At 44.0% G+C, this 24,369-nt stretch carries 21 protein-coding genes and 8 tRNA genes; 22 read left to right on the top strand and 7 right to left on the bottom strand.

The window, feature by feature from the left end; all coding sequences use genetic code 11:
* Window positions 1-79 precede the first annotated feature (79 nt).
* The 3 genes from gcvP to glyA form a co-directional block, all read right to left on the bottom strand.
* On the bottom strand, window positions 80-2,944 hold the full coding sequence (gene gcvP, locus DKT73_RS03380; RefSeq protein WP_111637155.1) for an aminomethyl-transferring glycine dehydrogenase: 2,865 nt from the start codon (window positions 2,942-2,944) through the stop codon (window positions 80-82).
* Between the two features lie 77 nt (window positions 2,945-3,021).
* Window positions 3,022-3,405: a glycine cleavage system protein GcvH gene (gene gcvH / locus DKT73_RS03375; protein WP_111637154.1), complete on the bottom strand. Its 384-nt coding sequence runs from the start codon at window positions 3,403-3,405 to the stop codon at window positions 3,022-3,024.
* A gap of 57 nt (window positions 3,406-3,462) precedes the next feature.
* The gene (gene glyA, locus DKT73_RS03370; protein ID WP_111637153.1) at window positions 3,463-4,740 is read right to left on the bottom strand and encodes a serine hydroxymethyltransferase; all 1,278 of its coding nucleotides are present in this window, start codon (window positions 4,738-4,740) and stop codon (window positions 3,463-3,465) included.
* Window positions 4,741-5,111: 371 nt separating this feature from the next.
* On the opposite strand from glyA, the gene gcvT reads away from it, so the two are divergent.
* The 4 genes from gcvT (at window position 5,112) to DKT73_RS03350 (ending at window position 8,768) form a co-directional block, all read left to right on the top strand.
* A complete protein-coding gene (gcvT, locus tag DKT73_RS03365) occupies window positions 5,112-6,212 on the top strand; it encodes a glycine cleavage system aminomethyltransferase GcvT (protein WP_111637152.1) in 1,101 nt (366 codons plus the stop codon).
* 158 nt (window positions 6,213-6,370) lie between these two features.
* Complete coding sequence (locus DKT73_RS03360; protein WP_111637151.1) at window positions 6,371-6,910, top strand: elongation factor P hydroxylase; 540 nt, start codon at window positions 6,371-6,373, stop codon at window positions 6,908-6,910.
* Entirely contained in the window at window positions 6,891-8,024 is a 1,134-nt protein-coding gene (locus DKT73_RS03355) for a 4-phosphoerythronate dehydrogenase (RefSeq protein WP_111637150.1), read from the top strand. The genes DKT73_RS03360 and DKT73_RS03355 overlap by 20 nt, the downstream gene beginning before the upstream one ends.
* A 21-nt stretch (window positions 8,025-8,045) precedes the next feature.
* Window positions 8,046-8,768: a flagellar brake protein gene (locus DKT73_RS03350; RefSeq protein ID WP_111637149.1), complete on the top strand. Its 723-nt coding sequence runs from the start codon at window positions 8,046-8,048 to the stop codon at window positions 8,766-8,768.
* A gap of 71 nt (window positions 8,769-8,839) precedes the next feature.
* Here the strand turns inward: DKT73_RS03350 and htpX are convergent, their stop codons facing one another.
* The 3 genes from htpX to DKT73_RS03335 all read right to left on the bottom strand — a co-directional run bounded on the left by htpX (window position 8,840) and on the right by DKT73_RS03335 (window position 11,747).
* Window positions 8,840-9,718, bottom strand: a complete 879-nt coding sequence (gene htpX / locus DKT73_RS03345) for a protease HtpX (RefSeq protein ID WP_111637148.1) — start codon at window positions 9,716-9,718, stop codon at window positions 8,840-8,842.
* Between the two features lie 76 nt (window positions 9,719-9,794).
* The gene (locus DKT73_RS03340) at window positions 9,795-11,012 is read right to left on the bottom strand and encodes a pyridoxal phosphate-dependent aminotransferase (protein WP_111637147.1); all 1,218 of its coding nucleotides are present in this window, start codon (window positions 11,010-11,012) and stop codon (window positions 9,795-9,797) included.
* 165 nt (window positions 11,013-11,177) lie between these two features.
* Window positions 11,178-11,747, bottom strand: a complete 570-nt coding sequence (locus tag DKT73_RS03335) for a YajG family lipoprotein (RefSeq protein WP_111637146.1) — start codon at window positions 11,745-11,747, stop codon at window positions 11,178-11,180.
* A 131-nt stretch (window positions 11,748-11,878) separates the two neighbouring features.
* On the opposite strand from DKT73_RS03335, the gene DKT73_RS03330 reads away from it, so the two are divergent.
* From DKT73_RS03330 to DKT73_RS03265, 14 genes are all read left to right on the top strand, one after another.
* Window positions 11,879-11,954, top strand: a tRNA-Glu gene (locus DKT73_RS03330).
* Window positions 11,955-12,014: 60 nt separating this feature from the next.
* Window positions 12,015-12,089 (top strand) — tRNA-Gly (locus DKT73_RS03325).
* A gap of 57 nt (window positions 12,090-12,146) precedes the next feature.
* Window positions 12,147-12,222, top strand: a tRNA-Glu gene (locus tag DKT73_RS03320).
* 67 nt (window positions 12,223-12,289) lie between these two features.
* Window positions 12,290-12,364, top strand: a tRNA-Gly gene (locus tag DKT73_RS03315).
* Between the two features lie 57 nt (window positions 12,365-12,421).
* Window positions 12,422-12,497 (top strand) — tRNA-Glu (locus DKT73_RS03310).
* Window positions 12,498-12,543: 46 nt separating this feature from the next.
* A tRNA-Glu gene (locus DKT73_RS03305) sits at window positions 12,544-12,619 on the top strand.
* 54 nt (window positions 12,620-12,673) lie between these two features.
* Window positions 12,674-12,748 (top strand) — tRNA-Gly (locus tag DKT73_RS03300).
* A gap of 27 nt (window positions 12,749-12,775) precedes the next feature.
* Window positions 12,776-12,851, top strand: a tRNA-Glu gene (locus tag DKT73_RS03295).
* A 47-nt stretch (window positions 12,852-12,898) separates the two neighbouring features.
* Window positions 12,899-13,726, top strand: coding sequence for an aminodeoxychorismate lyase (gene pabC, locus DKT73_RS03290; protein ID WP_111637145.1), 828 nt, complete (start codon window positions 12,899-12,901; stop codon window positions 13,724-13,726).
* Window positions 13,713-14,852 (top strand): endolytic transglycosylase MltG, encoded by a 1,140-nt coding sequence (mltG, locus tag DKT73_RS03285; RefSeq protein WP_111637144.1) that lies wholly within the window; start codon window positions 13,713-13,715, stop codon window positions 14,850-14,852. Before pabC ends, mltG begins: the two co-directional genes overlap by 14 nt.
* A gap of 12 nt (window positions 14,853-14,864) precedes the next feature.
* Window positions 14,865-15,503: a dTMP kinase gene (gene tmk / locus DKT73_RS03280; RefSeq protein ID WP_111637143.1), complete on the top strand. Its 639-nt coding sequence runs from the start codon at window positions 14,865-14,867 to the stop codon at window positions 15,501-15,503.
* Window positions 15,504-16,442, top strand: coding sequence for a DNA polymerase III subunit delta' (gene holB / locus DKT73_RS03275; protein ID WP_111637142.1), 939 nt, complete (start codon window positions 15,504-15,506; stop codon window positions 16,440-16,442).
* Between the two features lie 7 nt (window positions 16,443-16,449).
* Entirely contained in the window at window positions 16,450-17,250 is an 801-nt protein-coding gene (locus tag DKT73_RS03270; protein ID WP_111637141.1) for a TatD family hydrolase, read from the top strand.
* A 140-nt stretch (window positions 17,251-17,390) separates the two neighbouring features.
* On the top strand, window positions 17,391-19,865 hold the full coding sequence (locus DKT73_RS03265) for a Lon protease family protein (RefSeq protein ID WP_111637140.1): 2,475 nt from the start codon (window positions 17,391-17,393) through the stop codon (window positions 19,863-19,865).
* Between the two features lie 16 nt (window positions 19,866-19,881).
* Here the strand turns inward: DKT73_RS03265 and DKT73_RS03260 are convergent, their stop codons facing one another.
* Window positions 19,882-20,184: a hypothetical protein gene (locus DKT73_RS03260; protein ID WP_232827765.1), complete on the bottom strand. Its 303-nt coding sequence runs from the start codon at window positions 20,182-20,184 to the stop codon at window positions 19,882-19,884.
* 167 nt (window positions 20,185-20,351) lie between these two features.
* Here DKT73_RS03260 and DKT73_RS03255 point away from each other — a divergent pair, with 167 nt between their 5' ends.
* The 4 genes from DKT73_RS03255 to DKT73_RS03240 all read left to right on the top strand — a co-directional run bounded on the left by DKT73_RS03255 (window position 20,352) and on the right by DKT73_RS03240 (window position 24,302).
* Window positions 20,352-20,783: a cytochrome b562 gene (locus tag DKT73_RS03255; RefSeq protein ID WP_111637138.1), complete on the top strand. Its 432-nt coding sequence runs from the start codon at window positions 20,352-20,354 to the stop codon at window positions 20,781-20,783.
* Between the two features lie 61 nt (window positions 20,784-20,844).
* Window positions 20,845-21,198, top strand: a complete 354-nt coding sequence (locus DKT73_RS03250) for a hypothetical protein (protein WP_111637137.1) — start codon at window positions 20,845-20,847, stop codon at window positions 21,196-21,198.
* A gap of 124 nt (window positions 21,199-21,322) precedes the next feature.
* Window positions 21,323-22,384 (top strand): AraC family transcriptional regulator, encoded by a 1,062-nt coding sequence (locus tag DKT73_RS03245; RefSeq protein WP_111637183.1) that lies wholly within the window; start codon window positions 21,323-21,325, stop codon window positions 22,382-22,384.
* Window positions 22,385-22,532: 148 nt separating this feature from the next.
* On the top strand, window positions 22,533-24,302 hold the full coding sequence (locus DKT73_RS03240; protein ID WP_111637136.1) for an acyl-CoA dehydrogenase family protein: 1,770 nt from the start codon (window positions 22,533-22,535) through the stop codon (window positions 24,300-24,302).
* The last annotated feature ends 67 nt before the right edge of the window (window positions 24,303-24,369 follow it).

Genomic DNA, 24,369 nt, shown 5'->3' with positions numbered 1-24,369 from the left:
GTTTGCCAGCTTCGCTGGGCAAACAAAAAAGGCGAATCATTGCTGATTCGCCTTTCTGTTTTTGCTGCTGTTTAGAAGATTAGTCTTCGTAGCTGTTTATTGGTGGGCATTCGCAGAATAAGTTGCGATCACCGTAGACGTTGTCAATGCGGCCAACCGGTGGCCAGTATTTACGTGCCTTGATCCAATTCAGTGGATAAGCCGCTTCTTTGCGAGAGTAGGCGTGGTTCCACTCCATGTCTAGGAGGCTGTCTGCGGTGTGTGGTGCATTCACTAACGGGTTGTCTTCTAGTGGCCATTCACCCGCTTGGACTTTACTAATCTCTTTACGAATCTGAATCATGGAGTCGCAGAAACGATCCAGTTCTTCAAGGTTTTCAGATTCTGTCGGTTCGATCATTAAGGTACCAGCAACAGGGAAAGACATAGTTGGTGCGTGGAAACCAAAGTCCATTAAGCGCTTAGCAATATCTTCTTCGCTGATACCTGACTCTGCTTTTAGTGGGCGAATGTCGATGATACATTCGTGTGCCACGGTACCGTTTTTGCCTGTGTAAAGCACTGGGTAGTGATCGGCTAAGCGTTTAGCAATATAGTTAGCGTTTAAAATGGCGTTGAAGGTTGCATCACGCAAACCTTTGTCGCCCATCATTTTGATGTACATCCAAGTGATCACCAGAATGCTTGCGCTGCCGTAAGGTGCAGCAGATACCGCACCGTGCTGCTCAAGCATGCCCATTACTGGCGCAACAGCGTGGCCTGGTAGGAAAGGCGCAAGATGAGATTTAACACCAATTGGACCCATTCCAGGACCACCGCCACCGTGTGGAATGCAGAAGGTTTTGTGCAGATTAAGGTGAGAAACGTCACCGCCGAACGTTCCCGGAGGCGCAACACCCACTAGTGCGTTTAAGTTGGCGCCATCTATGTATACTTGACCGCCAAACTTGTGAACAATGTCGCATACTTCACGAATATGCTCTTCGAACACTCCGTGAGTCGATGGGTAGGTGGCCATTATGCAGCTTAGTTCTGCAGCATGTTTTTCGGCTTTTTCTGCAAGGTCAACCAAATCAATGTTGCCATTTTCGTCACATTTCACGATAACCACTTTCATGCCCGCTAATGCAGCAGATGCTGGATTGGTGCCGTGAGCGGAGCTTGGAATCAAGCACACATCGCGTTCATGGTCGCCACGAGATTTGTGGTATTTATCAATGGCAATAAGACCTGCGTATTCGCCTTGTGCGCCAGAGTTTGGCTGTAAAGAAACGGTATCGTAGCCTGTTGCTTTAGAAAGCATATCGACTAGCTCTTGCAACAAGGCATGGTAACCAGCAACTTGATTGCTTGGTGCAAACGGGTGAATGCGGCCGAACTCTGCCCAAGTCACTGGAATCATTTCAGATGCCGCGTTTAGCTTCATCGTACAAGAGCCAAGCGGAATCATGCTTTGATTAAGTGCGATGTCTTTCACTTCCAATTGGTGCATGTAGCGCATCAATTCAGTTTCGCTGTGATGGCTGTTAAACACGGGGTGAGTCAGTATAGCGTCTTGGCGTAGCATAGCGGTGTCAAAACCGTATGCCGTTTCAGCGTTGGTAACGTCTTCTAGCGACAATTCTGCACCGAAGCATCCAGCCAAGTCGATAAGATCGTTTGGTGTGATGGTTTCGTTTAGGGCAACCGATATTTGGCTCTCAGATACTTTGTAGAAGTTCATTAACTTCGCCGCACCGTTAGCCATGATACTGTCTGTTTGCTCGCCAGTATTAATAACAAGGGTATCAAAGTAGCTTGCGTTCGTTGTGAAGTTTTGCTTTTTAATGGCGTTCGCAAAGCAATTCGTTAATGCGGCAATGCGATTGGCAATTTTCTTAAGACCAGCAGGGCCGTGATAAACCGCATAGAAGCCAGCCATCATGGCAAGTAATGCTTGGGCTGTACAAATGTTTGATGTGGCTTTTTCGCGGCGAATGTGTTGCTCGCGCGTTTGCATTGCCATACGAAGTGCTGGTTTGCCATGGCTGTCTTTAGATACGCCAATAACGCGACCTGGCATAGAGCGTTTAAATGCGTCTTTCGTTGCTAGGAAGGCAGCGTGAGGTCCACCAAAGCCCATCGGCACACCAAAGCGTTGAGCCGAACCGAAAACAATATCCGCACCCATATCGCCAGGTGATTTTAGTAGCACAAGTGAAAGGAGGTCTACCGCGATACTAACAAGAGCATCTTGCTCATGTGCTTGTGCAATAACAGGAGTCAAATCCGTGACGGTACCGTCAATGCCTGGGTATTGGAAGATGGCGCCAAACACATCATGCTGTGCAAAGTTAGCGATATCATCGACAATAACGTCAATGTCTAATAGCTCGGCACGAGTTTTAACAACATCAATGGTTTGTGGCAAGCAGTGATTTGCAACGAATAGCTTATCGCTCTTTTTGCGATTTGAGCGCTTCATCAGCGTCATGGCTTCGGCAGCGGCCGTTGCTTCATCTAACAAAGAAGCGTTAGATATCTCCATGCCTGTTAGGTCGATAATGACTTGTTGGAAGTTTAATAACGCTTCCAAACGACCTTGAGAAATCTCTGGTTGGTAAGGTGTATATGCTGTGTACCAGCCTGGGTTTTCAAGTAAGTTACGTAAAATAGGGGATGGCACATGCGTGTCGTGATAGCCCATGCCGATAAAAGAACGCGCCACTTTGTTGTGGTTGGCGATGGCTTTCAACTGCACAAGCGCTTCGCTTTCGCTAACAGGGTTGGCGGAAAGGTCTAGATTTGCTTGACGAATGGCCTCTGGAACGGTTTTTTCAATCAGTTCTGAAAGGCTGCTAATGCCGATTGTTGCTAGCATTTTGGCTTGCTCTGATTCATCAGGGCCAATGTGGCGAGCAATAAATTCATCGTTGTTTAACAAATCGCGAATGCACGAGGTCATGGTTCAATCACCTATTAAGATAAAATCTGGGAGATTAGGCTCTCAACACAGGATAGAGGGAGAGCCTATGTTTGAGACTATTCGATAGTGGCTGAATAGCCTGCAGCATCAAGTAGTTTATCAAGATCGGCTGGGTTGCTTAGCTTGATTTTAGCTATCCAAGCGCCTTCATAAGGAGCTTCATTGATTAGTTCTGGTGCATCGTTTAGGGCGTCATTGACCGCAATGACTTCGCCATTTACAGGAGCATAAATATCGGACGCCGCTTTAACAGATTCGACTAGAGAAAACTGTTCAGTTGCGACGACTTCTGCGCCCACTTCTGGTAGCTCAACGTAAACAACGTCGCCTAGTAGGTCTTGTGCATGGTCGGTAATGCCGACAGTGACAGTGCCGTCACCATTGTCTAAAACCCACTCATGAGAGTCTGCGTATTTTAAGTTATCCGGAATAGTGCTCATAGTGCTTATGCCTCTTGAAAAAAATACCCAAGGAGGTGTGTCCTTGGGTACATGATGTTAGCGGTAAAGTGGGAAGCGTTTACAAAGCTCTTTGACTTCGGCTAATACACGAGCTTCTACTTCAGGGTTGCCCTCAGGCATGTCAACCAAGCCGTCTAGTACGTCACTGATAAGATGACCCACTTTTTGGAACTCTTCAATACCAAAACCACGTGACGTTGCTGCTGGTGTGCCGATACGGATACCAGAAGTAATCATTGGCTTTTCAGTGTCAAAAGGAATGCCATTTTTGTTACAAGTGATGCCAGCGCGTTCTAGTGCTTTATCAACAACGTTACCTTTCAAACCTTTAGGGCGAAGGTCAACCAGCATTAGGTGGTTGTCTGTTCCGCCAGTGACGATATCGCAACCACGCTCAATCATAACTGCAGCCAAGGCTTTGGCGTTAGCAACAACTTGATCGATGTAGACTTTAAACTCAGGCTTTAGTGCTTCACCGAATGCCACCGCTTTACCAGCAATAACGTGCATTAGTGGGCCACCTTGGTAGCCAGGAAACACCGCAGAGTTAATTTTCTTACCAAGGTCTAGATCGTTGGAAAGAATCATGCCGCCACGTGGTCCACGTAGTGTTTTGTGTGTTGTGGTTGTGACAACGTGCGCATGTGGAAGTGGAGACGGGTGAGCGCCAGTCGCAACAAGGCCAGCAATGTGTGCCATGTCAACGAATAGATAAGCGCCAACTTTGTCAGCGATTTCACGGAAACGCTTAAAATCAATAACGCGAGGAATAGCAGAACCACCCGCGATGATCATTTTTGGTTTGCATTCTAGTGCTTGCGCTTCGATTGCATCGTAATCGATCAAGAGTGTCTCAGGGTGAACTTGATACTGAACCGCATTAAACCATTTACCAGATTGAGCCGGTGGCGCGCCGTGAGTCAAGTGACCACCTGCGTCCAAAGACATGCCCAAAATAGTATCGCCTGGTTGAAGTAGGGCAAGCATGACAGCGCCATTTGCTTGAGCGCCAGAATGAGGCTGTACGTTAGCAAATTCACAGTTGAACAGTTGCTTGGCGCGATCGATAGCAAGTTGCTCAGTAACATCAACTGCTTCACAGCCACCGTAGTAACGACGATTCGGGTAACCTTCTGCATATTTGTTGGTTAGAACAGAACCTTGTGCCTCTAAAACAGCTTTTGAAGTGATGTTCTCAGAAGCAATCAATTCAATACCAGTTTCTTGACGTTCTTGCTCTTCAACGATGGTGGCAAAAAGTTCTGGATCTCGTTCAGCTAGGGTTTGGCTGAAAAAGGCTTCGGTGTTGGCCATGGGGTAATTCCTCTTAAATAAACATGTATGCCCAAAAGACAATGAGTCTTGCGTATAATAACACTAAGGCAGTCTAAGATGATGAAAAAAGATCATCTTTCTAAGAGCGTCAGTCATTGTTCGGTTTACGTCAATTTTGCTTATCATAATCAAAAAGTTTCCAATTGGAAACAGTAAAAAGGGGGCAATTAAAAAGTTTGTTTTTAATTATATTTGACCTATCGTTCAGGTTTTTTAATGATTTCTGTTGTATTTGGCTGCAAATATTCTTTAATAAATAGTGCTTAATGCTTGTCAAACTGAGTTTGTTTTAGATACTCTGTTTCCAATCGGAAACAGATCTAATCACAATTTTAATGAAGGTTATCGTTATGAAACGTACTGCTCTGTGTGATCTACATATCGCCTCTGGCGCTAGAATGGTTGAGTTTGCGGGCTATGAAATGCCAGTTCAATACCCGTTGGGTGTTATGAAAGAGCATTTATGGACTCGTGAGAATGTCGGATTGTTTGACGTGTCACACATGGGGCAGGTAATTCTTCGTGGTAAAAATGTGAAATCGGCGCTTGAATCTATTCTGCCTGTCGATGTGCTTAGTCTTGCCGAAGGCACACAACGCTACGGCATGTTTACCACTAAAGAAGGTGGTATTACAGATGATCTTATGTTCGCCAATTGGGGAGATGAGATTTTCATGGTGGTAAACGCAGGTTGTAAAGAGCAAGATTTTGCTTATTTAAAAGCTTCTTTGGTTGATTGTGATGTTAACGTGATTGAAGATCGATCTTTGCTAGCGATTCAAGGGCCAAAAGCGCGTGAAGTTTTTGCTCGTATGGTGCCTGATGCAGTAAAGATGACCTTCATGCAAAGCTTGAAATTTCAGTGGCAGGGTATTGAGTTGTGGGTGAGCTGTTCAGGTTATACGGGGGAGGATGGTTACGAAGTTTCTGTGCCAAACGACCATGCTGAAGCCTTTGCGAATGCCTTGTTGGCTTTTGATGAGGTTGAATGGATTGGTCTGGGGGCTCGAGATTCTCTGCGTTTAGAGGCCGGACTGTGCTTGTATGGCCATGACATTGATACTACAACAACGCCGATAGAAGCATCTCTTAATTGGGCAATACAAAAAGTACGTCGTTTTGATGGTGAGCGTGCAGGTGGTTTTCCGGGTGCTGATATCATATTGCCGCAGTTTGTAAATAAGTCCGCTAGAAAGCGTGTGGGTTTCTTAGTTGAAGGTCGTGCACCTGTGCGTGAAGGCGCTGAGGTTGTCGACGCCACAGGTCAAGTGAAAGGCGTAGTAACAAGTGGTGGTTTCTCACCAACTCTTTCTCAGCCGATTGTGATGGCCTATGTGTCGACATCGGCTTTAGACGCAGGTGAATCCTTGTTTGCGAATGTGAGAGGGAAGAGTATACCTCTTACATTGACAACAATGCCTTTTGTTGCTTCTCGTTATTACCGAGGGTAATGTATTCAAACTGACCGTTTAGGGTGATCTGTGATCACCAATTGATTCATGGAAGATAACGGCAATGGTTTGTTTCGAGTGCGTCACGTGAAGTTTTCTCCTTTGCGTGGCGCATTTTTGTTTCTTCTGTATAATTCTTCGTTTTTGGAGTGTTATCGTTGGCAAGTGCAACACAACTTGTGGCCGCTTTTCGTGCCTGTTTTCATTCAAGTTTTAATACCCGCCTCATTGGTGGTGCAGATGAGCCTCTTTATACACCAGCAAGTGATCATGCTCCTGCGACGATTTTTTTTCGTTATGATTACCCTTCAAGCGCACTACACGAAGTAAGTCATTGGTGTATTGCCGGTCACGACAGGCGTTTGCTAGAAGATTACGGCTATTGGTATGAGTCTGATGCTCGTGACTTACAAACACAGAAGGTGTTTGAGCAAGTGGAAGTGAAACCGCAAGCGGTTGAATGTGTTTTGCATTGGGCGGCGGGTTTGCCCTTTCGTGTCAGTGTCGATAATTTGGCTTTGCCGGATTATGACGCAACGCATTTTGAGCAAGCGGTGATGACTCAAGTTGGTTCGTATATTGATTCTGGTTTACCAAAAAGAGCGGAAATCTTTTCTCGATATTTATTGGCACAACGTTGCCCTAATGTACTATTTGATGAGTTTTTAAAACGACAGTATGAAGATCATTGCAGATGAGAACATGCCAAATGTGAAAGCGTTGTTTTCACATTTAGGTGCTGTAGAGTTAGTAAACGGTCGGAATTTGACTCAAGAGCAAGTAAAAGAGGCCGATATATTGTTGGTGCGCTCCGTTACCAAAGTAACACGCGAGTTACTGGAAGGGAGTTCGGTGCGTTTTGTGGGCAGTGCCACGATTGGTGTGGACCACATTGATTTAGAGTATCTTGCAGAAGCAGATATCGCTTTCAGTAGTGCGCCAGGCTGCAATGCTGAGGCGGTAGCGGACTATGTCTTTAGTGCATTAAGCCATCTTTACATGACAAAAAAAATACGTTGGTTGAAGCAAAAAATCGGCGTCATTGGTTATGGAAATGTGGGTAAAACCGTGTATCAGCGTTTTGCCCGTTTAGGGTGTGAGGTTTGCGTCTATGATCCTTTAAAAGAAAAGGATCAGAGCGAAGTCAATTTTGTGTCTTTAGAACAAATATTGTCTTGCGATGTTATTTCGCTGCATGCTCCATTGACAACCTCTGGGAGCCATCCTACAAAAGGCATGTTAGGTGCGGATGAGTTGAGCCAGCTATCTCCTGGGACGGTAATCATTTCCGCAGGTCGCGGTGGTGTGATCAATGAGAGTGCTTTAATTGAGCGCCATAAGCATTTAGAAGGCAATTTGCACCTTGTTTTAGATGTTTGGGATGGTGAGCCGTTGATTGACCAAGAGTTGGCTTCCATCGTGGATATCGCTACGCCTCATATTGCGGGATACAGTAAGCAGGGTCGTGAAAAAGGCACATGGATGGTTTACTTGGCCTTATGCGAGCATTTAAATAAAGCCGCGTCTGCCGTGTCTCAGAGGGAGGCCATTAGTGCAGGATGGTTTTCGTCATTAAATTTGAATGCTCAGCGACCGCATGAAGAAATGCTGGCTCGTTGTATTCAGGCCATCTATGATGTGGCGCGAGATGACGCACGATTGCGTTTTAAGTACCGAGAAAATAAAGAAAGTAATGTATTTGACTGGTTGCGCAAAAATTACGTAGAAAGAGATGAGTTTAATACCTGTTTAATCGCTTCCACTGGTGATGTATCTCGTTTGTTGGGTGCAATCGGCTTTTCAGTAAAATAATATGAGAACTAAGGTTAGTGCATGGCTGGAGTAATGCAGGTCGATTTAGGCGATCTTGATGTGCCAATAGGAACCAGTGTTCAGTTGGAGTTTATTTCTCCTCCTGGGCGCTATATGGTTAAAGTCCTTGGTAGTCTTCCAGGTCGATCGTTGATTTTATCAACGCCTAAGCTGAATGGGAAAAATATCTTGGTAAGGGAGAGTCAGATTGTCAATGTTAGGCTTATGCTTAGTACTCATGTCTGTGCTTTTTCGAGTAAGGTGGCGAAGAGTTATTTGGAGCCTGCCGCCCATTTACACATCGCTTATCCTAGTTATGTTGAAACATCGGAAGTAAGGCAAGCGGTTCGAGTTGAGACACGTTTAATCTGTAACTTGGAGCCAAATACGTCTGATGCGACCATTGCTGCGCCTTCTTCAGCAATTGTCATTGATCTTAGTTTTGGTGGTGCCAAGTTGATCTCAAAAGAAGATTTTGGCTCGGTAAATCAAACGATGCGCTTGATCTGTAATGTGAAAATTGGACCATACAATCATATTTTAAAGCTAGACTGTGAAATTCGTTCGCAAGAAATTCAGATGCTAGAGCAAGTCCAAGCGGGCTTGGTTGATAATGACTTCCTGACGCGTATGGGGGTAGAGTATTTTTACGTGTATGGTGTGCGTTTTATGGACCTAGCTAAGGAGTTTGGCATCCCACTCATGGCCTTCATTCTAGAGACTCAACATAATAAAACGAAGTAAACTGTATTTGTTTTCTAATGCTATAAAAAACGCCAGCTTTTTGCTGGCGTTTTCATTTCTAAGAATGAATCTTAGAGTGCTTGAAGTGCTTTGATTCTTACTTCAATAGGCGGGTGGCTTGAAAAGAGTTCGCCCAAAGTGGGTGTTTTGCCGCGACGAATTCCAAATGCCAGCATAGAGTCAGGCATACGGCTTTCTTCATGCTCTTGTTGAAGGCGAGCCAGAGCCGCAATCATGGCCCCTTTGCCAGCCAATCTAGCGCCGGCTTCATCTGCTCTAAACTCTCTGAAGCGAGAGAACCACATAACGATCATAGAAGCCAATACGCCAAAGATGATTTCAAATACAAATGTAGCGATATAGTAGCCCCAGCCAACTGAGCCTTCATTGTCGTTTCGACGCAAGAATTGATCAACGGCATAAGCCGCAATGCGTGCGAAGAACATCACAAACGTGTTCACAACGCCTTGTACCAAGGTGAGGGTGACCATGTCTCCATTCGCAACGTGACCAATTTCATGGCCAAGGACGGCTTTGATCTCATCAGGAGAGAAGCGATCTAACATGCCGCTTGAAACCGCAACCAGCGCTGCGTTTTTGTTCCAGCCGGTTGCAAAGGCGTTTGCCTCATGAGCAGGAAATATGGCCACTTCTGGCATTTGTATCCCAGCTTTCTGAGACAACTCCTTAACCGTGTCGAGAAGCCAAGCTTCTTTATGGTTACGAGGTTTCTCTATGACAACGGCACCAGATCCACGCTTTGCCATGAATTTGGAGAGAAACAAAGAAATGAAGCTCCCTGTAAAGCCAAAGACCGCACAGAAAATTAATAAAGACGTAAAGTTTAGACCGTTACTGGTCATATATCCGTTAACGCCTAAAAGGCTTAAGACAATCCCGGCTACCACCATGACAGCTAGGTTTGTCAGTAAGAAAAGAACAATACGCATAAATACGCTCCTCAATAAGTTGTTAAGGAGCATAGTAGGGGTTTATTGGATTATTTCAAGAAAAAATGGCGCAGTATTAACGCTTCCTTAATCGACCTAAAAATGCAGCAAAACGCTCCATCGCAGGCGTGAGTTCTTCGATGTGAGGGAGGAAAACAAAGCGCACATGATCAGGCGTTGGCCAGTTAAATCCTGTGCCTTGAACGATAAGAACTTTTTCTTCGCGTAAAAACTGCAGAACGAGATCCATGTCGTTTTTGATTTTGTACATTTTGGGATCGAGTCTTGGGAATAAATACAGTGCGCCCTCGGGTTTGTGGCAGTGGACGCCGGGGATAGAATCTAATGCTTCCCATGCGACTTTGCGTTGCTCATAGAAGCGCCCACCAGGCACGATAAGCTCATTTATACTCTGATACCCTCCTAGCGCTGTCTGGACAGCGTGTTGAGCTGGTACGTTAGCACATAGTCTCATTGAGCTGAGAATGTCTAGCCCTTCTATATAGTCACTGATTCCGCTTCGGTCACCCGTAATAACCATCCAGCCAGAACGGAAGCCTGCAGTGCGATATACTTTTGAAAGGCCACCAAAAGTAATGCAAGGGGCACGGCCCTCTGTCAGAGTGGCTGTTGGGATGTGCTCAGCTTCGTCGTAAAGGATTTTGTCATATATTTCATCCGAGAAGATAAGCAGGTTGTGCTCTTCCGCCAGATTGATAATAGACTCAAGAACGCCTCTTTCGTACACCGCACCCGTTGGGTTGTTGGGGTTGATGATAACGATGGCTTTGGTTTTGTTCGATATTTTAGACTTAATGTCTTGAATGTCTGGTTGCCATCCAGAGCCTTCGTCACACAGGTAATGACGAACATAACCGCCAGCTAATGTTGCAGCGGCAGTCCAAAGTGGGTAATCCGGTGCTGGGATAAGAATTTCATCGCCATCATTTAGCAGCCCTTGCATTGCCATTACAATCAGTTCGCTGACTCCGTTACCCATCCAAACGTGGTTTACATCAGCGGATTTAATGCCCATGGCTTGGTATTTTTGCATAACAGCTTTGCGTGCAGAATAGAGGCCTTTTGATTCAGAGTAGCCTTGCGCTGTTGGTAGGTTGCGGATCACATCAACGAGTATCTCGTCAGGTGCTTCAAAACCAAATGGAGCAGGGTTGCCGATATTAAGCTTTAGAATGCGCTGGCCTTCTTCTTCCATGCGCACCGCTTCTTTTAATACTGGCCCACGAATTTCATAGCATATATTGGCGAGTTTGTTTGATTTGCGAATTTGCACCACTTTATCCTTACTGAAGCTGGGTGAAAGACACTAACTCTACACTGAACTTGTGAGCATTCAAGATGGGAGGTTTATATAGAGAGAAAAAAACTCAATATTATGTCGGAGCAGGGGGCAGAGGGGGTCGGCTTTCTGTACTAGACTAGAAAGCCGACTTTTAGACTATTTTAACAAAGTAATGATGTTTGGATCACTTAAGAGGCGTGTTACTGTTTGGCTGGCCAATTCATTCATATCATCTTCAATTGCCTTTTGATAAGGCATGGTGCCGTATTCTCTTACTTTCTCAGAGCCATAGTTTGCTTTATAGGTTTGTCCTTTTGCTGCGAGTGTTGTTTTAAGTTCAAATTCTAATGTCGCTACTGTCTTTAATGCTTCAACTTTTGTGGTGTAGCTCATTTTGCTGATTTCGATTTGTAAGTCAGCAGCTGGCATAACGCCTTGTTCAGGCGTAAAGCCCATTTCTCTCAAGCCGCTCAAAACGCTATCTCGAATGCTTTGCTTAATATCATTGGTTGTAAAAATGTCCGCTCGTTCGTTGATGCCTGTTTTGATTGAGCCAACAGCATTGGTGAGTCGAGAGCTTGTGGTGACATGGATGACTCTATCATTTGATAGGGCGGTGGACTTCACATCCGCTTGTGGTGTGATGCTTATATAGTGGGTTGTAGAGCAGCCTGCTAACAAAAGCGTTGATAGGGATAAGGTTAAAAAAAGTTGTTTATTTAGCATAATAGCTCCGATCAGATTGATTTCTAAAGCGACTTTTTATCTAAGTTGCTTAAATTAATGAAAAAAACTGTTGATTTTAAGATTGGTAACAGTAATATACGCACCCGCTCACACAGCAAGATTGTAACGTTGTCCCATTCGTCTAGAGGCCTAGGACACCGCCCTTTCACGGCGGTAACAGGGGTTCGAACCCCCTATGGGACGCCATCTTTTCATTCAGTTGGTGTATAGTTTACATAAAATTAATGCGAAGTGAGAGTGTTAATTGCGGGAATAGCTCAGTGGTAGAGCACAACCTTGCCAAGGTTGGGGTCGCGAGTTCGAGCCTCGTTTCCCGCTCCATCATCATTGTTAGCGATAGCAAGGTGATTTGTTTATAGTTTTATCAAAACTGATTGTGTCCCATTCGTCTAGAGGCCTAGGACACCGCCCTTTCACGGCGGTAACAGGGGTTCGAACCCCCTATGGGACGCCACTTTTTAGGTTGGCTTTATTAATAAAGATAACCAAGAAAACGCTTGAATAGAGTAGAGCGGTACAATGCGGGAATAGCTCAGTGGTAGAGCACAACCTTGCCAAGGTTGGGGTCGCGAGTTCGAGCCTCGTTTCCCGCTCCATCATCGTTGTTAGCGATAGCAGGGTGATTTGTTTACAGTTTTATCAAAACTGATTGTGTCCCATTCGTCTAGAGGCCTAGGACACCGCCCTTTCACGGCGGTAACAGGGGTTCGAACCCCCTATGGGACGCCACTTTCATGTTAAGTGAAAAATGTTTTTGTAGTCGTTAAAAGTTTATGTCCCATTCGTCTAGAGGCCTAGGACACCGCCCTTTCACGGCGGTAACAGGGGTTCGAACCCCCTATGGGACGCCACTTTTACCTTTTCAAAGGTAATTGTATTGCTGAGAAGTTAGCAGCAATAGCAATGCGGGAATAGCTCAGTGGTAGAGCACAACCTTGCCAAGGTTGGGGTCGCGAGTTCGAGCCTCGTTTCCCGCTCCACTTTCTTTGAATAAGAAAGTTTTATATGTCCCATTCGTCTAGAGGCCTAGGACACCGCCCTTTCACGGCGGTAACAGGGGTTCGAACCCCCTATGGGACGCCATCTTTTTACGCTATCATAGCTAACCTTATTTTATTGAGTTTTTAGCCATGACTTGGTTCGTCAATTACAGATTAGACAATTCTCTTTCCGTTGCTGATCGTGGTTTGGCTTATGGCGACGGTGTTTTCGAAACTATTCGTGTTTTTCCCCAATTTTTTTCTCATATCTCGGATCATCTTTCGCGTTTGTGGCGTGGGCTTGCTAAGCTTGGAATGCCTTTGACACTCAGCCAAAAGCATTATTTGTATGACTTTTTGCACTCCAATGTACTGCCATTGATTCTTGAAGAGTCCGTTGTAAAGATCATTGTGACCCGTGGAGAGGGGGGGAGAGGCTATTTAGCACCTAAAAACTGCATTCACTCAATTATAATTGGTATCCTCCCTGCACCACATTATCAATACCAACGTGATAAAGGCATCTCCCTTTCGATTTCTCCCGTTCCTGTTAGTACTAATCGCTTTCTTGCGGGCATGAAACATTTAAACAGGCTTGAAAATATTATTGCTAAGCAATTTCTGGGGCCGGATGATTTTGAAGCTATCATGCTAAACGATAAGCAAGAGTTAGTAGAATGCATCCAGAGCAATCTTTTTTGGTACAAAAATGGCATTTTATATACCCCTTCACTTGCGTTGTCTGGAGTGCAAGGGACTTATCGAAGCGCTATTGTACAAAATCAAAATAATTATATGGTCCAAATAGGGCATTTTTTGCTTGACGATCTGATGGCAGCGGACGAAGTGTTTATTAGCAATAGTCTGATGGGTATAGTGCCTGTTATCCGCGTTTCAGGAGAATCTTTCCCAATTGGCATTCATACTCGTAAGTTACAAATTTTAATGCAAGCTAAGGATATGCATGGCGTTCATTAAATGGTTCAAGCGCGCTAAACGGTTACACCGAGTGAAAAAAACATATCGCTCTAGAAAGTCTTACCGTGCTAAAAAGTCTCGTCTTGCAAGATGGTCTTATCTTAATAAATGGTTTTATCGTGTGGTTGTTTTGGGCATTGCAGTCACTGCCATTGCTGTAGGCCATATTTACAAATCAATTACATCCACTATTCCATTAGATTCGGTTGAAACTTTTGAGGTTCGCAAAGGCGATACCGCCTACAGTTTAGGTGTGAAGTTGAGCGAAAATGGTTGGATTAAGTACCCTTTTTTAACGCGTATTGTGGCAAGGCTGGATCCTGAATGGGTCCCCAAGGTCGGTAAATATGCGATAGAACCGACTATGAATTTACTGGATGTCATGGCTCTGTTTGATTCTGGGCAATCTATTTTTTACTCCATAACGTTATTGGAGGGTAAAACCACTCAAGACTTTCTTTCAGCTATGGCGGCACGCGGTAATATAACGATGACGTTAACGGGTTTATCGAGTGAAGACATTGCTAAGACATTAGGGCTCACGTCTCCACATTCTGAAGGGCAGTTTTTTGCTAATACGTATCGCTATCATGAAGGGGATACTGACGCTAGCATCTTGAAGCATGCGAATGATCTTTTGGTGCAAACATTGGCTGATTTATGGGAGAGTAAGGCCGCTAAACTACCCTATAAATCGCCCTATGAAGCATTGGTAATGGCCTCTATTATCGAGAAAGAAACCGGTGTTCCTGAAGAGCGGCCTTTGATTGCACGGGTTTTTATAAGCCGACTAGAAAAAGGCATGCGTTTGCAAACCGATCCCACGGTTATTTACGGCCTTGGGGATCTGTATAAAGGTAACTTGACCCGTAAAGGGTTGCAGCATTCTTCTCCTTATAATACCTATAGAGTATATGGATTGCCGCCTACTCCTATTGCTAACGTTGGTCGAGAAGCGATTGCCGCGGCATTAAACCCAGGCAACACGGATGCGCTTTATTTTGTGGCTAAAGGCGACGGTACGCATGCCTTTTCTAAAACTCTACAAGAACATAATAAAGCGGTAAGAGAGTTTCAGTTTAAGCGCCGAGAAGATTATCGTTCGACGCCAGCCATTGCGAAATAGAGGAGTGTTAGCATGAGAGGTAAATTTATTTCGCTTGAGGGTGGAGAAGGCAGCGGTAAAACAACCGCTATCGAATGCATTCGTCATTGGTTAGAGGCGCATAATATCCCCTATGTTATGACTCGTGAGCCCGGCGGTACGCCATTGGCAGAAGAAATTAGACAATTGATTTTAAGTCCACGCGAAGAAGCGGTAAATGATGTAACCGAATTGTTGTTAGTTTTTGCTGCTAGAGCCCAGCACATTGCAGAAAAAATTCAACCAGCCTTAGAGAAAGGTGTTTGGGTGATAAGCGATCGTTTTTTGGATTCTAGCTATGTTTATCAGGGTAAAGCTCGTGGTGGCAATATCAACATGCTGAACCAGTTGGCGAATTGGGTAGTTGGCGATAATAAACCCGATGCCACATTGCTTTTGGACGTGCCGGTTGAGCTAGGTCAAGAGCGTGTTATTCAGCGTCAGCATCAAGACCGTTTGGATAAAGAGTCATTGGCATTTCATCATAAAGTTCGAGAGGGTTTTCTCGAGTGCGCACGTTTGGATCCAGAGCGAATAAAGGTGATTGATGCCAGTTTGTCTCTGGATTTGGTAAAAACACAAATTGAAGAGCAACTATTATTGTTGCGCAATGTTTGGTCTGGTGACGTGTAGATGACAGAGCTTGCCCATTGGCTAATGCCTTGTTTGCGACAAGTTCAAGCCTTAAAACAAACCAGTCGTCTTTCTCATGCTTTGTTAATTACTGGGGCAGATGGTGTTGGTCAAGAGGTATTAGCGCGTGAAATAGTCAAAGACTTGATGTGTGAGCAGAATGGTGCGGCGGCATGCGGTCATTGCCATTCTTGTCAATTAATGCAAGCGGATACACATCCAGATTTTCGCGTTTTAGATGGACAGGCAGCCACAATTAAAGTCGATCAAGTTCGCACCCTAGTGCGCCAAATTAGCCAAAAGCCTCAGGTAGGGCAAAACAAGGTTGTGCTGATTACTCATGCCCAAGCAATGAATATCAACGCTGCGAACGCGGTTCTGAAGGCATTAGAAGAGCCCGCGCCACGCACTTATTTTATTCTCACCAGCTCTCAGTCGACCAGCCTTTTACCGACTGTACGCAGTCGCTGCTTGTTGGTCAATGTGCCCACACCTAACGCTTCTGAAGTAAAACAATGGTTAATGTTGCAACCCGAAGGGCAAACATTAAACGCTTTGTTTTGGTTGACGACTCAGCCTTTTCGTTTGTTGGCCATTCAGCAGCAAGGAAAGGTTTCTTTGTTTGCAAATTTACCTCATCAGCTCGCATCGATGCTGCAAGGGGCAACACCAGCAAGCGATGTATTAAAGGGTTTGGATAGTAATAACATCGACGATTATTGCAATGGTTTGGCCGCCATCCTTCATCAATGTATTTTGCACTCCACAGGCGCGCCAATCGATGAGGCCCTTCAAGATATCTATAAGGCATTAATGACACGACTGGGCATCCAGTCTTTAATGGCACGGTATCAGTCTTTGCAAAGATTGAAATCAGACCTTCAAAAAACCAATTTAAACCCTATTATGCAACTCACGCATGAACTGAATCAGTGGTAACGTTTTTATGTTAATTGATACTCATTGTCATCTCGATATGCTGGATTTAGAACCTTACAACCATGATATAAAAGGCGCGCTTGATGCGGCTTATAACAAAGGTGTTAGGCAATTACTCAGCATCTCTGTTGATCTTAATAAGATGCCAATATTGTTAGAGTTCACAAAACGCAACGGCGTCTATGCCAGTTGTGGTGTACATCCTTTGCAAAGTGATGGTTTGATCACAAGTGATGGTCTATTGCGTGAATACGCCAATAATCCCAAAGTCATTGCCATTGGAGAGACAGGGTTAGATTATTTCTATGAAGCCTCTGATGCCGCTCATGAGGCGCAGAAAATCAGCTTCATGCATCATTTAAAAGCCGGCGGGGAGTTAGGGTTACCTATCATAGTACACACTCGGAATGCCAAGGATGATACTTTGTCGCTGATTAGACAGCATGGTAACGTGAATAGCGCTGGCGTGCTGCATTGCTTTACGGAAGATTATGAGATGGCGAAAGCGGCAGTGGATGAAAATTACTTGATTTCTATTTCTGGGATTGTGACCTTTAAAGCCGCCGATGATTTAAAAGAAACTGTGCGCAAATTGCCTCTAGATTCCTTGATTATTGAAACAGATTCTCCTTATCTAGCTCCTGTACCGTATCGCGGCAAGAAAAATGAGCCGAAATACGTTTCAGAAATCGCACAATATGTGGCTGATTTAAAAGGCATTCGCTATGAAGCACTACTAGAAGCGACAGCGGCTAACTTTCATCGCGTGTTTACTAAGGTCGATCCACAACATCAGTTACAGCTTTGAGCATAATAAAAGGTGTGGCTCTAGGCGAAGAATCGGCGCGGTGGTAGTCTCAACACATTGTCATTATTTAAAAATTTTAGAAGAAGACTATTGTTTTCTTTCGCAAGCGAGAAGCTTGTTAAACAAAAGGAAGTCCATTGATGTCCAACATGGTTACCTCTCTGCCTTATCAGGCGTTATCAGCCAAAGTGCCAGCCGACCATTTAACGTTTAAAACATTAAATGATATTGAGCCTCTTAACGGTATTTTGGGTCAAGAACGTGCGGTTGAAGCCATTCAATTTGGCGTTGCCATGCAACGACCAGGTTACAATATTTTTGCCATGGGGGACTCAGGTACGGGTCGTTCATCCTATGTGATGAGTTATCTTAAAAGTGAAGCGAAACGTCGCCCAGCACCAAATGAATGGGCTTACGTCAATAATTTTACTGAGAGCCATCGCCCAAAAGCGATCGAGTTTTCACCTGGTCAATCCTCTGAGTTTGAAAAAGAGATCCGTGCATTAATTGATGGCTTAATGGCGACTTTTCCTGCCGCGTTTGAAAACCCATCATACCAGCAGCAAAAAAGTGTCATTGATCGTGCTTTTAATGATCAATACGAAGCCGCGATTAATAAGGTGGAGCGTGTTTCTGGGAAAATTGGCGTGGCGATGTTTCGTGATGCCTCTTCTGTTAGTTTCGCACCAATGAAAGATGGTAAAGCATTAGAGGAAAATGAATTTGCTTCTCTGACCGATGATGAGCGCGATGCCTTTCAAGAAGGTGTATCAACCCTTGAAGGACTGCTAAACGAAGAATTGTTAGGCTTACCTCAATGGAAACGTGCCACTTATGAGCTCATTCGTCAGCTTAACTTAGATACGGTAAAAGAAGCACTTGATCCTTTGATGTCCGGTTTGTTTGAAAAATACCAAGACAATGCCGATATCAGTGCCTATTTAACCGCACTTAGAGAAGATCTAGACAAAACCATTATCGACCAGATGGCGGATGACAAGGCTTCTGAAAATCGTGATGAAATAGGGCGTCGACAGTTTTATGAAGAGCTGTATTTGCCAAATATTGCGATTACCCATAAGCCGAATGGCGGTCAACCAGTGGTATACGAACCCCACCCAACCTATCGTAATTTATTTGGGCAGGTCGAGCACAGCAGTGATCAAGGTATGTTGGTAACCAATTATCGCTTAATTCGATCTGGAAGTTTGCATGCCGCCAATGGAGGCTATTTGATTTTAGATGCAGAAAAACTGCTGACGGATCATTATCTTTGGGAAGCACTTAAACGAGCATTGAAAAGTAAAACCATTAAAATTGAGCACCCTTATGCTGACATGGGATTGATGAATACCATGACGCTGTCGCCTCAAAATCTACCTTTACAAGTAAAGGTAGTGTTAATAGGTGCTCGGGATATTTATTATTTATTACAGGATGCAGACCCTGATTTTCAAGAAATGTTTCGTGTCTTAGTCGATTTTGACGATACATTAAAGCGTTCTAAAGAGTCTGAATTGTCTTTTGCTCGTTTGATGAAAGATAGAGTGGACAAAGAAGAGTACGCAAATGTGACTCGTGATGGTGTCGCTGCTTTGATCGAATACAGCAGTCGTTTAGCAGAGCATCAGCGTGAAATGGCGGCAAAAATTGGTGATGTCTTTGAGTTATTAGGCGAAGCAGATTTTGTGCGTCAGATGGCTAAAGACAGTGAAATTACAGCGGATCACATTACGCGAGCGTTAAAAGCGAAAAAGCACCGCACAGGACGAGTCAGTGAAAAAATAATCGAAGAGATTATAGAAGGCACAGTCCTGTTGGAAAGTGATGGCTACGCAGTTGGTAAAATCAACGGTCTTACGGTAATGCAAATTGGAGATAGTAGCTTTGGCGCGCCAGCGCGTATCTCTACTACCGTCTACCCTGGTGGTAAGGGAATCATTGACATAGAGCGAGAGTCTAACCTAGGCCAGAATATTCACTCTAAAGGCGTTCTCATTCTGTCTGGATACCTTGGTAATAAATATGCCCAGCGTTTCCCATTGGATATCTCGGCTTCAATTGCCATGGAACAAAGTTATGGCTATGTTGATGGGGACAGTGCATCTACGGCAGAGTTATGCTGTTTGCTTTCTGCTTTGATACAAGTGCCATTACGCCAAGATCTTGCAATTACCGGATCATTAAATCAATACGGCGAAGTTCAAGCAATTGGTGGCGTAAATGAAAAGATTGAAGGTTTCTTCAGTGTTTGTCATGCTCGTGGCTTAACGGGAACACAAGGTGTCATTATCCCTAAATCGAATACGATTAATCTCATGTTAAGCGATGAGATTGTCGAGGCGGTGAAAGCGGGTAAGTTTCATGTCTATGCTATTTCAACCGCGGATGAAGCTTTGCATCTATTGACAGGAATAGAGCCTGGCCAGGTTAATGAAGAAGGTGATTACCCTGAAGGGACTCTTTCTGCCCGAGTGATTCAGCGTTTAGAAGAAATATCTAAACTCGGAGAAGAAGAGGACGAGGACGAAGAAGAGGATGATTCATCCGAAGAGGAGTCCGAAAAAAATAAAAAAGCAGATAAGCCAAAAAAGCCTGAAAAAAACAAAAAGTGACAAGACCATCAAAAGACTAATGCTTACCATTAGTTCTCTTGATTATCTCAGCGTCACAATCAGAGTTCACTAAAGAATACACGGTATAATAGAGGTCGTCAGCTTTGACATAAACATAGCTGGCGACTTCTTTGCGTTTACTGGGTAGATGCTTTTTCAACACCCGAGCGTTTTTGAACGTTTTACCGCTTACGTATTTTTGCGCACTTTTATCAGCGGCTATTTTGGCATTAAAGTCAGCGCACTCGGCCATCACGACATTACTTAACGCTAATCCTAATACGGTAGCGAATACTTGTTTAAAATTACAAATAATCAACTCCAGCGATGTTCTATCATAAAATCTATCAATCCTGACAAATCATACGCTAGCCAAGGTGTAGATCAAATGACCTTAGTTACAATAAAGTAGATGTTTTTTTCACAGAGAATGCTATTTTAAAGTCAGTTGAATGTTTTGTATTCTGAAATAAAAGGTGTGTACTTATGAAAAAAGGTCTTCTAGCGGCTACGATAGTGTCAATGTCTTGTTCGTCGGTATTGTTTGCCAATCCTTCTTGTGATGAAACGGCACTGCATGGCTACATGGAAAATATAAAAAATGAAATGCAGGCCATGTCATCAGATGTGAAGTCAGGTGACAATGATGCTGCTGCACAACGAGTCACTACCTTAATTAGTTATTTTGAAAAATCTCGTGGTGAAACGCCTTATAAGTTTACAGCGGAAAATTTGCAAGGAGATGCGTTAGCACAGCAACAAGATAAATTTACGAAAGTGGTTGACGATACTATCGTGATATTGAAAAACCTAGAAGGCGCGTTACAGGCCGATAATGAGGCTGACGTCAAAAAATGGTTAGGAGAAGTGGGCGGTCAAAGAAAGATTGGTCATGGTGCTTTTAAAGCAAATTGCTAGTTCTGCTGGATGACCTAGCGTGAATTCACTGCTACAATGCGCGCGATAAAGTGAGGATATTATGGCTCGTGTTAAAAAATCGCGCAGTATGCGTGGCAAACTTGGTAAAACTGGCTCAAAAGAGATGATGAAAGAGCAAAATAAAGCTCGCAAAGCCTCATCAACTCGTCGTTTTGTGACAAAAAAAGCCAAGGAACGCAAAGAACAAGCGCACAAAAAACTTGAACGTCTAGGCCTACTTCCTGAAAAAGAAGTTGGAGCAGCGCCTGTACGCCCACGTCGCTTTGTATTCGTAAAACCTGTTGATGAAAAAGCAGAGCAAGCGAAAACAGAGGCTCAGTCTAAAGAGTTAGACACTGGTAGTGATGATTTGTCATTAGACGAATTATTGTCTGCTTTTACTGAAGAAAAGTAAGTAAAAAAAGTAAAATGAAAAAAGGCTGCTTATGCAGCCTTTTTTTATGCTAACTTTTTGTTTAGCTTTATATTTTAAAGAAACAGTGCAATACAATAAGAATTCGTTTTACAAGGTGAGTAATGTGAAAGCTTCTGTGCCAATGTCGAGTGTTCGTTATCTATTAAAAGCCGTTGAAGAACAAGGACTGGATCGTCAAGCCGTATTGGCCAGTTTAGATATAGCGCAAGATGAAATAGAGCAAAATGACTCTTTCTCTGCCTATCGATACGGGATGCTGTATCAGAAAATTATGTGGCTGATGCAAGATGAATCTTTTGGCATGCTGAGTGGTGGAAAAGTACCCAACGGCACATTTAGGATGATGTGTCTTTGCATCATTCATGCTAGAAGCTTGGCGCATGCTTTGTACCGATGCAGTGATTTCTATGAAATTTGTCGAGGGCCAACAGTGAAGCCTGTTTTGATAAAAAAAGGTCGCTTCGCCATGGTTACCTTTGCCCCATTAGACTCGTCTGTTGAAAATATAGATAGCTTAGTTGTCCCAGAGTCAAAAGAGCAACTGAGGACCACGCTATCCATGTGGCATCACTTCATTTGCTGGCTCATTGGCCGCCGTTTAAATTTGAAAGCGGCATATTTTACCAGTGAGCGTCCTGATGATGTTGAATACTACAAGACGCTTTTTCAATCAGAAGTAAAGTTCAATCAGCATGCGAATGCGTTAGTGTTTCCCGCCAGCTATCTTGATATGCCGATTGTGCAAACAGAAGACAGTCTACGAGGTTTTTTAAAAACCGCGCCTTATCAGTTGTTGGTGATGGTTGAAAATGATAACAGTTTAAAATCACAAGTAATGGCGATGCTAGGAAAAGACTTTTCTCGGGAAATGCCAAGTGCTGAAGAAGTCGCCAGTGCACTTAACATGAGTGTGTCTACATTACGTCGACGCCTGAACGATGAAAAAACCTCTTATCAGCATATTAAGGATGATTGTCGCAAGGAAGCGGCCATTACTTACATGAATGCGCCTCAACTTAGTATCAATGATATTGCCGCCTTAATGGGCTTTGATGAGCCAAGTGCTTTTTTTCGCTCCTTTAAAAAATGGACGGGGATGACACCGGGAGAATATCGAAAAAGTGAGGAATACTTAAAGTTTGGTAAAGCGATGAAACGCCCGTAATCTGTACGTTCTTGGTTTTATTTTTAAGAGGCTGATTGTATTTGTTAGAAATAAAGCACTGAATTGTTATTGAGATATTTGCCATCTTTTACCATTCTGTTAAGAGAGATTTTTAGATCCGCTCGGATAATTAACCGGAGAATAAAAAATGAGCGAATACAAATACCCAATCAACGATATTTTATTCAGTTTGCAGTCAGTTGCTCAAATAGAGCGTTTAAACCCTTATTTAGATGATGCGGTCGATGAAGACCTGTTGGAAGCTATTCTTAGCGAGGCTGGAAAGTTGGCGGAACAGGTCATTGCTCCAATTAACGCCAGTGGTGATAAAGAAGGATCAAGAGTCGAGCAGGGTGAGGTCATCGAAGCAAAAGGGTTTAAAGCTGCTTTCCAAGCTTATGCTGAGGGGGGATGGATCGGACTTTCGGGTGATCCTGAATACGGCGGTCAAGGTCTACCTTCTTATGTTGCTACTGCGGTCAACGAAGGCGTACAAGCGGCTAATTTAGCCTTTTCACTTTGTCCACTACTGAGCTTGGGCGCGATTGAAGCCATTAACCAACACGCCAGTGATGCACTGAAAAATCGTTATCTTCCTAAGATGTTAGCAGGTGAATGGGCGGGAACGATGAATCTTACTGAGCCTTCTGCCGGGTCTGATCTTGCCGCCATTGCTTGTAAAGCCATTCCTGATGGTGATGTGTTTCGTATCAAAGGACAAAAGATCTATATTACTTGGGGTGATCATCAGATGAGTGACAATATCATTCATTTAGTGCTCGCTCGTCTGCCTGGTGCACCTGAAGGTGTAAAAGGTATTTCTTTGTTTATCGTGCCCAAATTTTTACTCAATGAACAGGGGGCTCCTGCTGAACGCAATGACGTTCATGTGGTTTCTGTTGAGCATAAATTAGGCATTAATGCCTCACCAACATGTGTGATGAGCTTTGGTGATCAGGAAGGTGCAATTGGCTATCTTGTAGGCAAAGAAAACGATGGCATAAAAGCCATGTTCACCATGATGAATAACGCAAGACAGGGCGTTGGTCTACAAGGCTTGGCGATTTCTGAAAGAGCTTATCAACAAGCTTTGGCGTATGCCATTGAGCGCAAACAAGGGATGAACGCCAGCCGCACAGGCCGTGCTGCGATTATTGAACATCCAGATGTATTACGTATGTTGATGATGATGAAGTCTCAAATTGATGCCATGCGATCCCTTATATACGTAGCGGCTGTTGAGAATGATTTGTCGCATTTTGCGACAGGGGAAGTGCAAAAACAGGCAATCATAAGAACGGCGTTATTCACTCCGATCGTAAAAGGCTGGATCACTGAGCAAGCTCAAGAAGTAACATCATTGGCCATCCAGGTTCACGGTGGAATGGGTTTTATTGAAGAGACCGGCGTGGCCCAACATGCCCGCGATGCACGAATTCTTCCCATCTATGAAGGGACTAATGGCATACAAGCCATCGATTTAATTGGACGCAAATTGCATTCTGATAAAGGCGAAGGAATGTTGTCTTTGCTTGCCGATATTGAGGCCGAACTGGCTCTATGGAAAGGGTCGGAAATGGCACCCTATGCTGAAAAGGTGAACGCAGTGTTGGAAAAAGCCAAAGAGGCTACTCAGGCTTGTCTCGATGCTATGCAAAAAGATTCTGTTTTGGGAACCGGCTTAGCTTATCCTTATATGATGTTAATGGGGTATTTAGTCGGTGCTTGGTTGCAGATGAGGGCTTTGCATTCAGCTAAGGAGAATGTTCGGTTAGATGACATGCAAAAGGCTTCTTGGCAGCATTCGGTATATTTTTACTGCGATCATGTTTTGCCAAGGGCATTTGGTTATGCGCATGAAATAATGTTTGGCAAGACAACTGTTGACAATTTAAACAAAAATGCTTTCAATCGATAAAAGCATCATTCATAAAGACTCTTATCTTTTGTTGTGGGTAAAAGTCTTTGATAAAAGAATGCCTTAA

The organism is Marinomonas shanghaiensis, assembly GCF_003259175.1.
Classification (GTDB): Bacteria; Pseudomonadota; Gammaproteobacteria; order Pseudomonadales; family Marinomonadaceae; genus Marinomonas; species Marinomonas shanghaiensis.
Note: the sequence above shows the minus strand (reverse complement) of the source record. Positions and strands in the feature narration are given on the sequence as shown.

What these genes read in the sequence shown, in the direction of transcription:
- DKT73_RS03270 (WP_111637141.1), top strand. Translation starts at nt 16,450, where the DNA reads ATGTTAATTGATACTCATTGTCATCTCGATATGCTGGATTTAGAACCT.
- DKT73_RS03335 (WP_111637146.1), bottom strand. Translation starts at nt 11,747, where the DNA reads ATGCTAAATAAACAACTTTTTTTAACCTTATCCCTATCAACGCTTTTG.
- gcvP (WP_111637155.1), bottom strand. Translation starts at nt 2,944, where the DNA reads ATGACCTCGTGCATTCGCGATTTGTTAAACAACGATGAATTTATTGCT.
- tmk (WP_111637143.1), top strand. Translation starts at nt 14,865, where the DNA reads ATGAGAGGTAAATTTATTTCGCTTGAGGGTGGAGAAGGCAGCGGTAAA.
- gcvH (WP_111637154.1), bottom strand. Translation starts at nt 3,405, where the DNA reads ATGAGCACTATTCCGGATAACTTAAAATACGCAGACTCTCATGAGTGG.
- DKT73_RS03350 (WP_111637149.1), top strand. Translation starts at nt 8,046, where the DNA reads ATGGCTGGAGTAATGCAGGTCGATTTAGGCGATCTTGATGTGCCAATA.
- holB (WP_111637142.1), top strand. Translation starts at nt 15,504, where the DNA reads ATGACAGAGCTTGCCCATTGGCTAATGCCTTGTTTGCGACAAGTTCAA.
- mltG (WP_111637144.1), top strand. Translation starts at nt 13,713, where the DNA reads ATGGCGTTCATTAAATGGTTCAAGCGCGCTAAACGGTTACACCGAGTG.
- glyA (WP_111637153.1), bottom strand. Translation starts at nt 4,740, where the DNA reads ATGGCCAACACCGAAGCCTTTTTCAGCCAAACCCTAGCTGAACGAGAT.
- DKT73_RS03240 (WP_111637136.1), top strand. Translation starts at nt 22,533, where the DNA reads ATGAGCGAATACAAATACCCAATCAACGATATTTTATTCAGTTTGCAG.
- DKT73_RS03255 (WP_111637138.1), top strand. Translation starts at nt 20,352, where the DNA reads ATGAAAAAAGGTCTTCTAGCGGCTACGATAGTGTCAATGTCTTGTTCG.
- pabC (WP_111637145.1), top strand. Translation starts at nt 12,899, where the DNA reads ATGACTTGGTTCGTCAATTACAGATTAGACAATTCTCTTTCCGTTGCT.
- htpX (WP_111637148.1), bottom strand. Translation starts at nt 9,718, where the DNA reads ATGCGTATTGTTCTTTTCTTACTGACAAACCTAGCTGTCATGGTGGTA.
- gcvT (WP_111637152.1), top strand. Translation starts at nt 5,112, where the DNA reads ATGAAACGTACTGCTCTGTGTGATCTACATATCGCCTCTGGCGCTAGA.
- DKT73_RS03250 (WP_111637137.1), top strand. Translation starts at nt 20,845, where the DNA reads ATGGCTCGTGTTAAAAAATCGCGCAGTATGCGTGGCAAACTTGGTAAA.
- DKT73_RS03355 (WP_111637150.1), top strand. Translation starts at nt 6,891, where the DNA reads ATGAAGATCATTGCAGATGAGAACATGCCAAATGTGAAAGCGTTGTTT.
- DKT73_RS03265 (WP_111637140.1), top strand. Translation starts at nt 17,391, where the DNA reads ATGTCCAACATGGTTACCTCTCTGCCTTATCAGGCGTTATCAGCCAAA.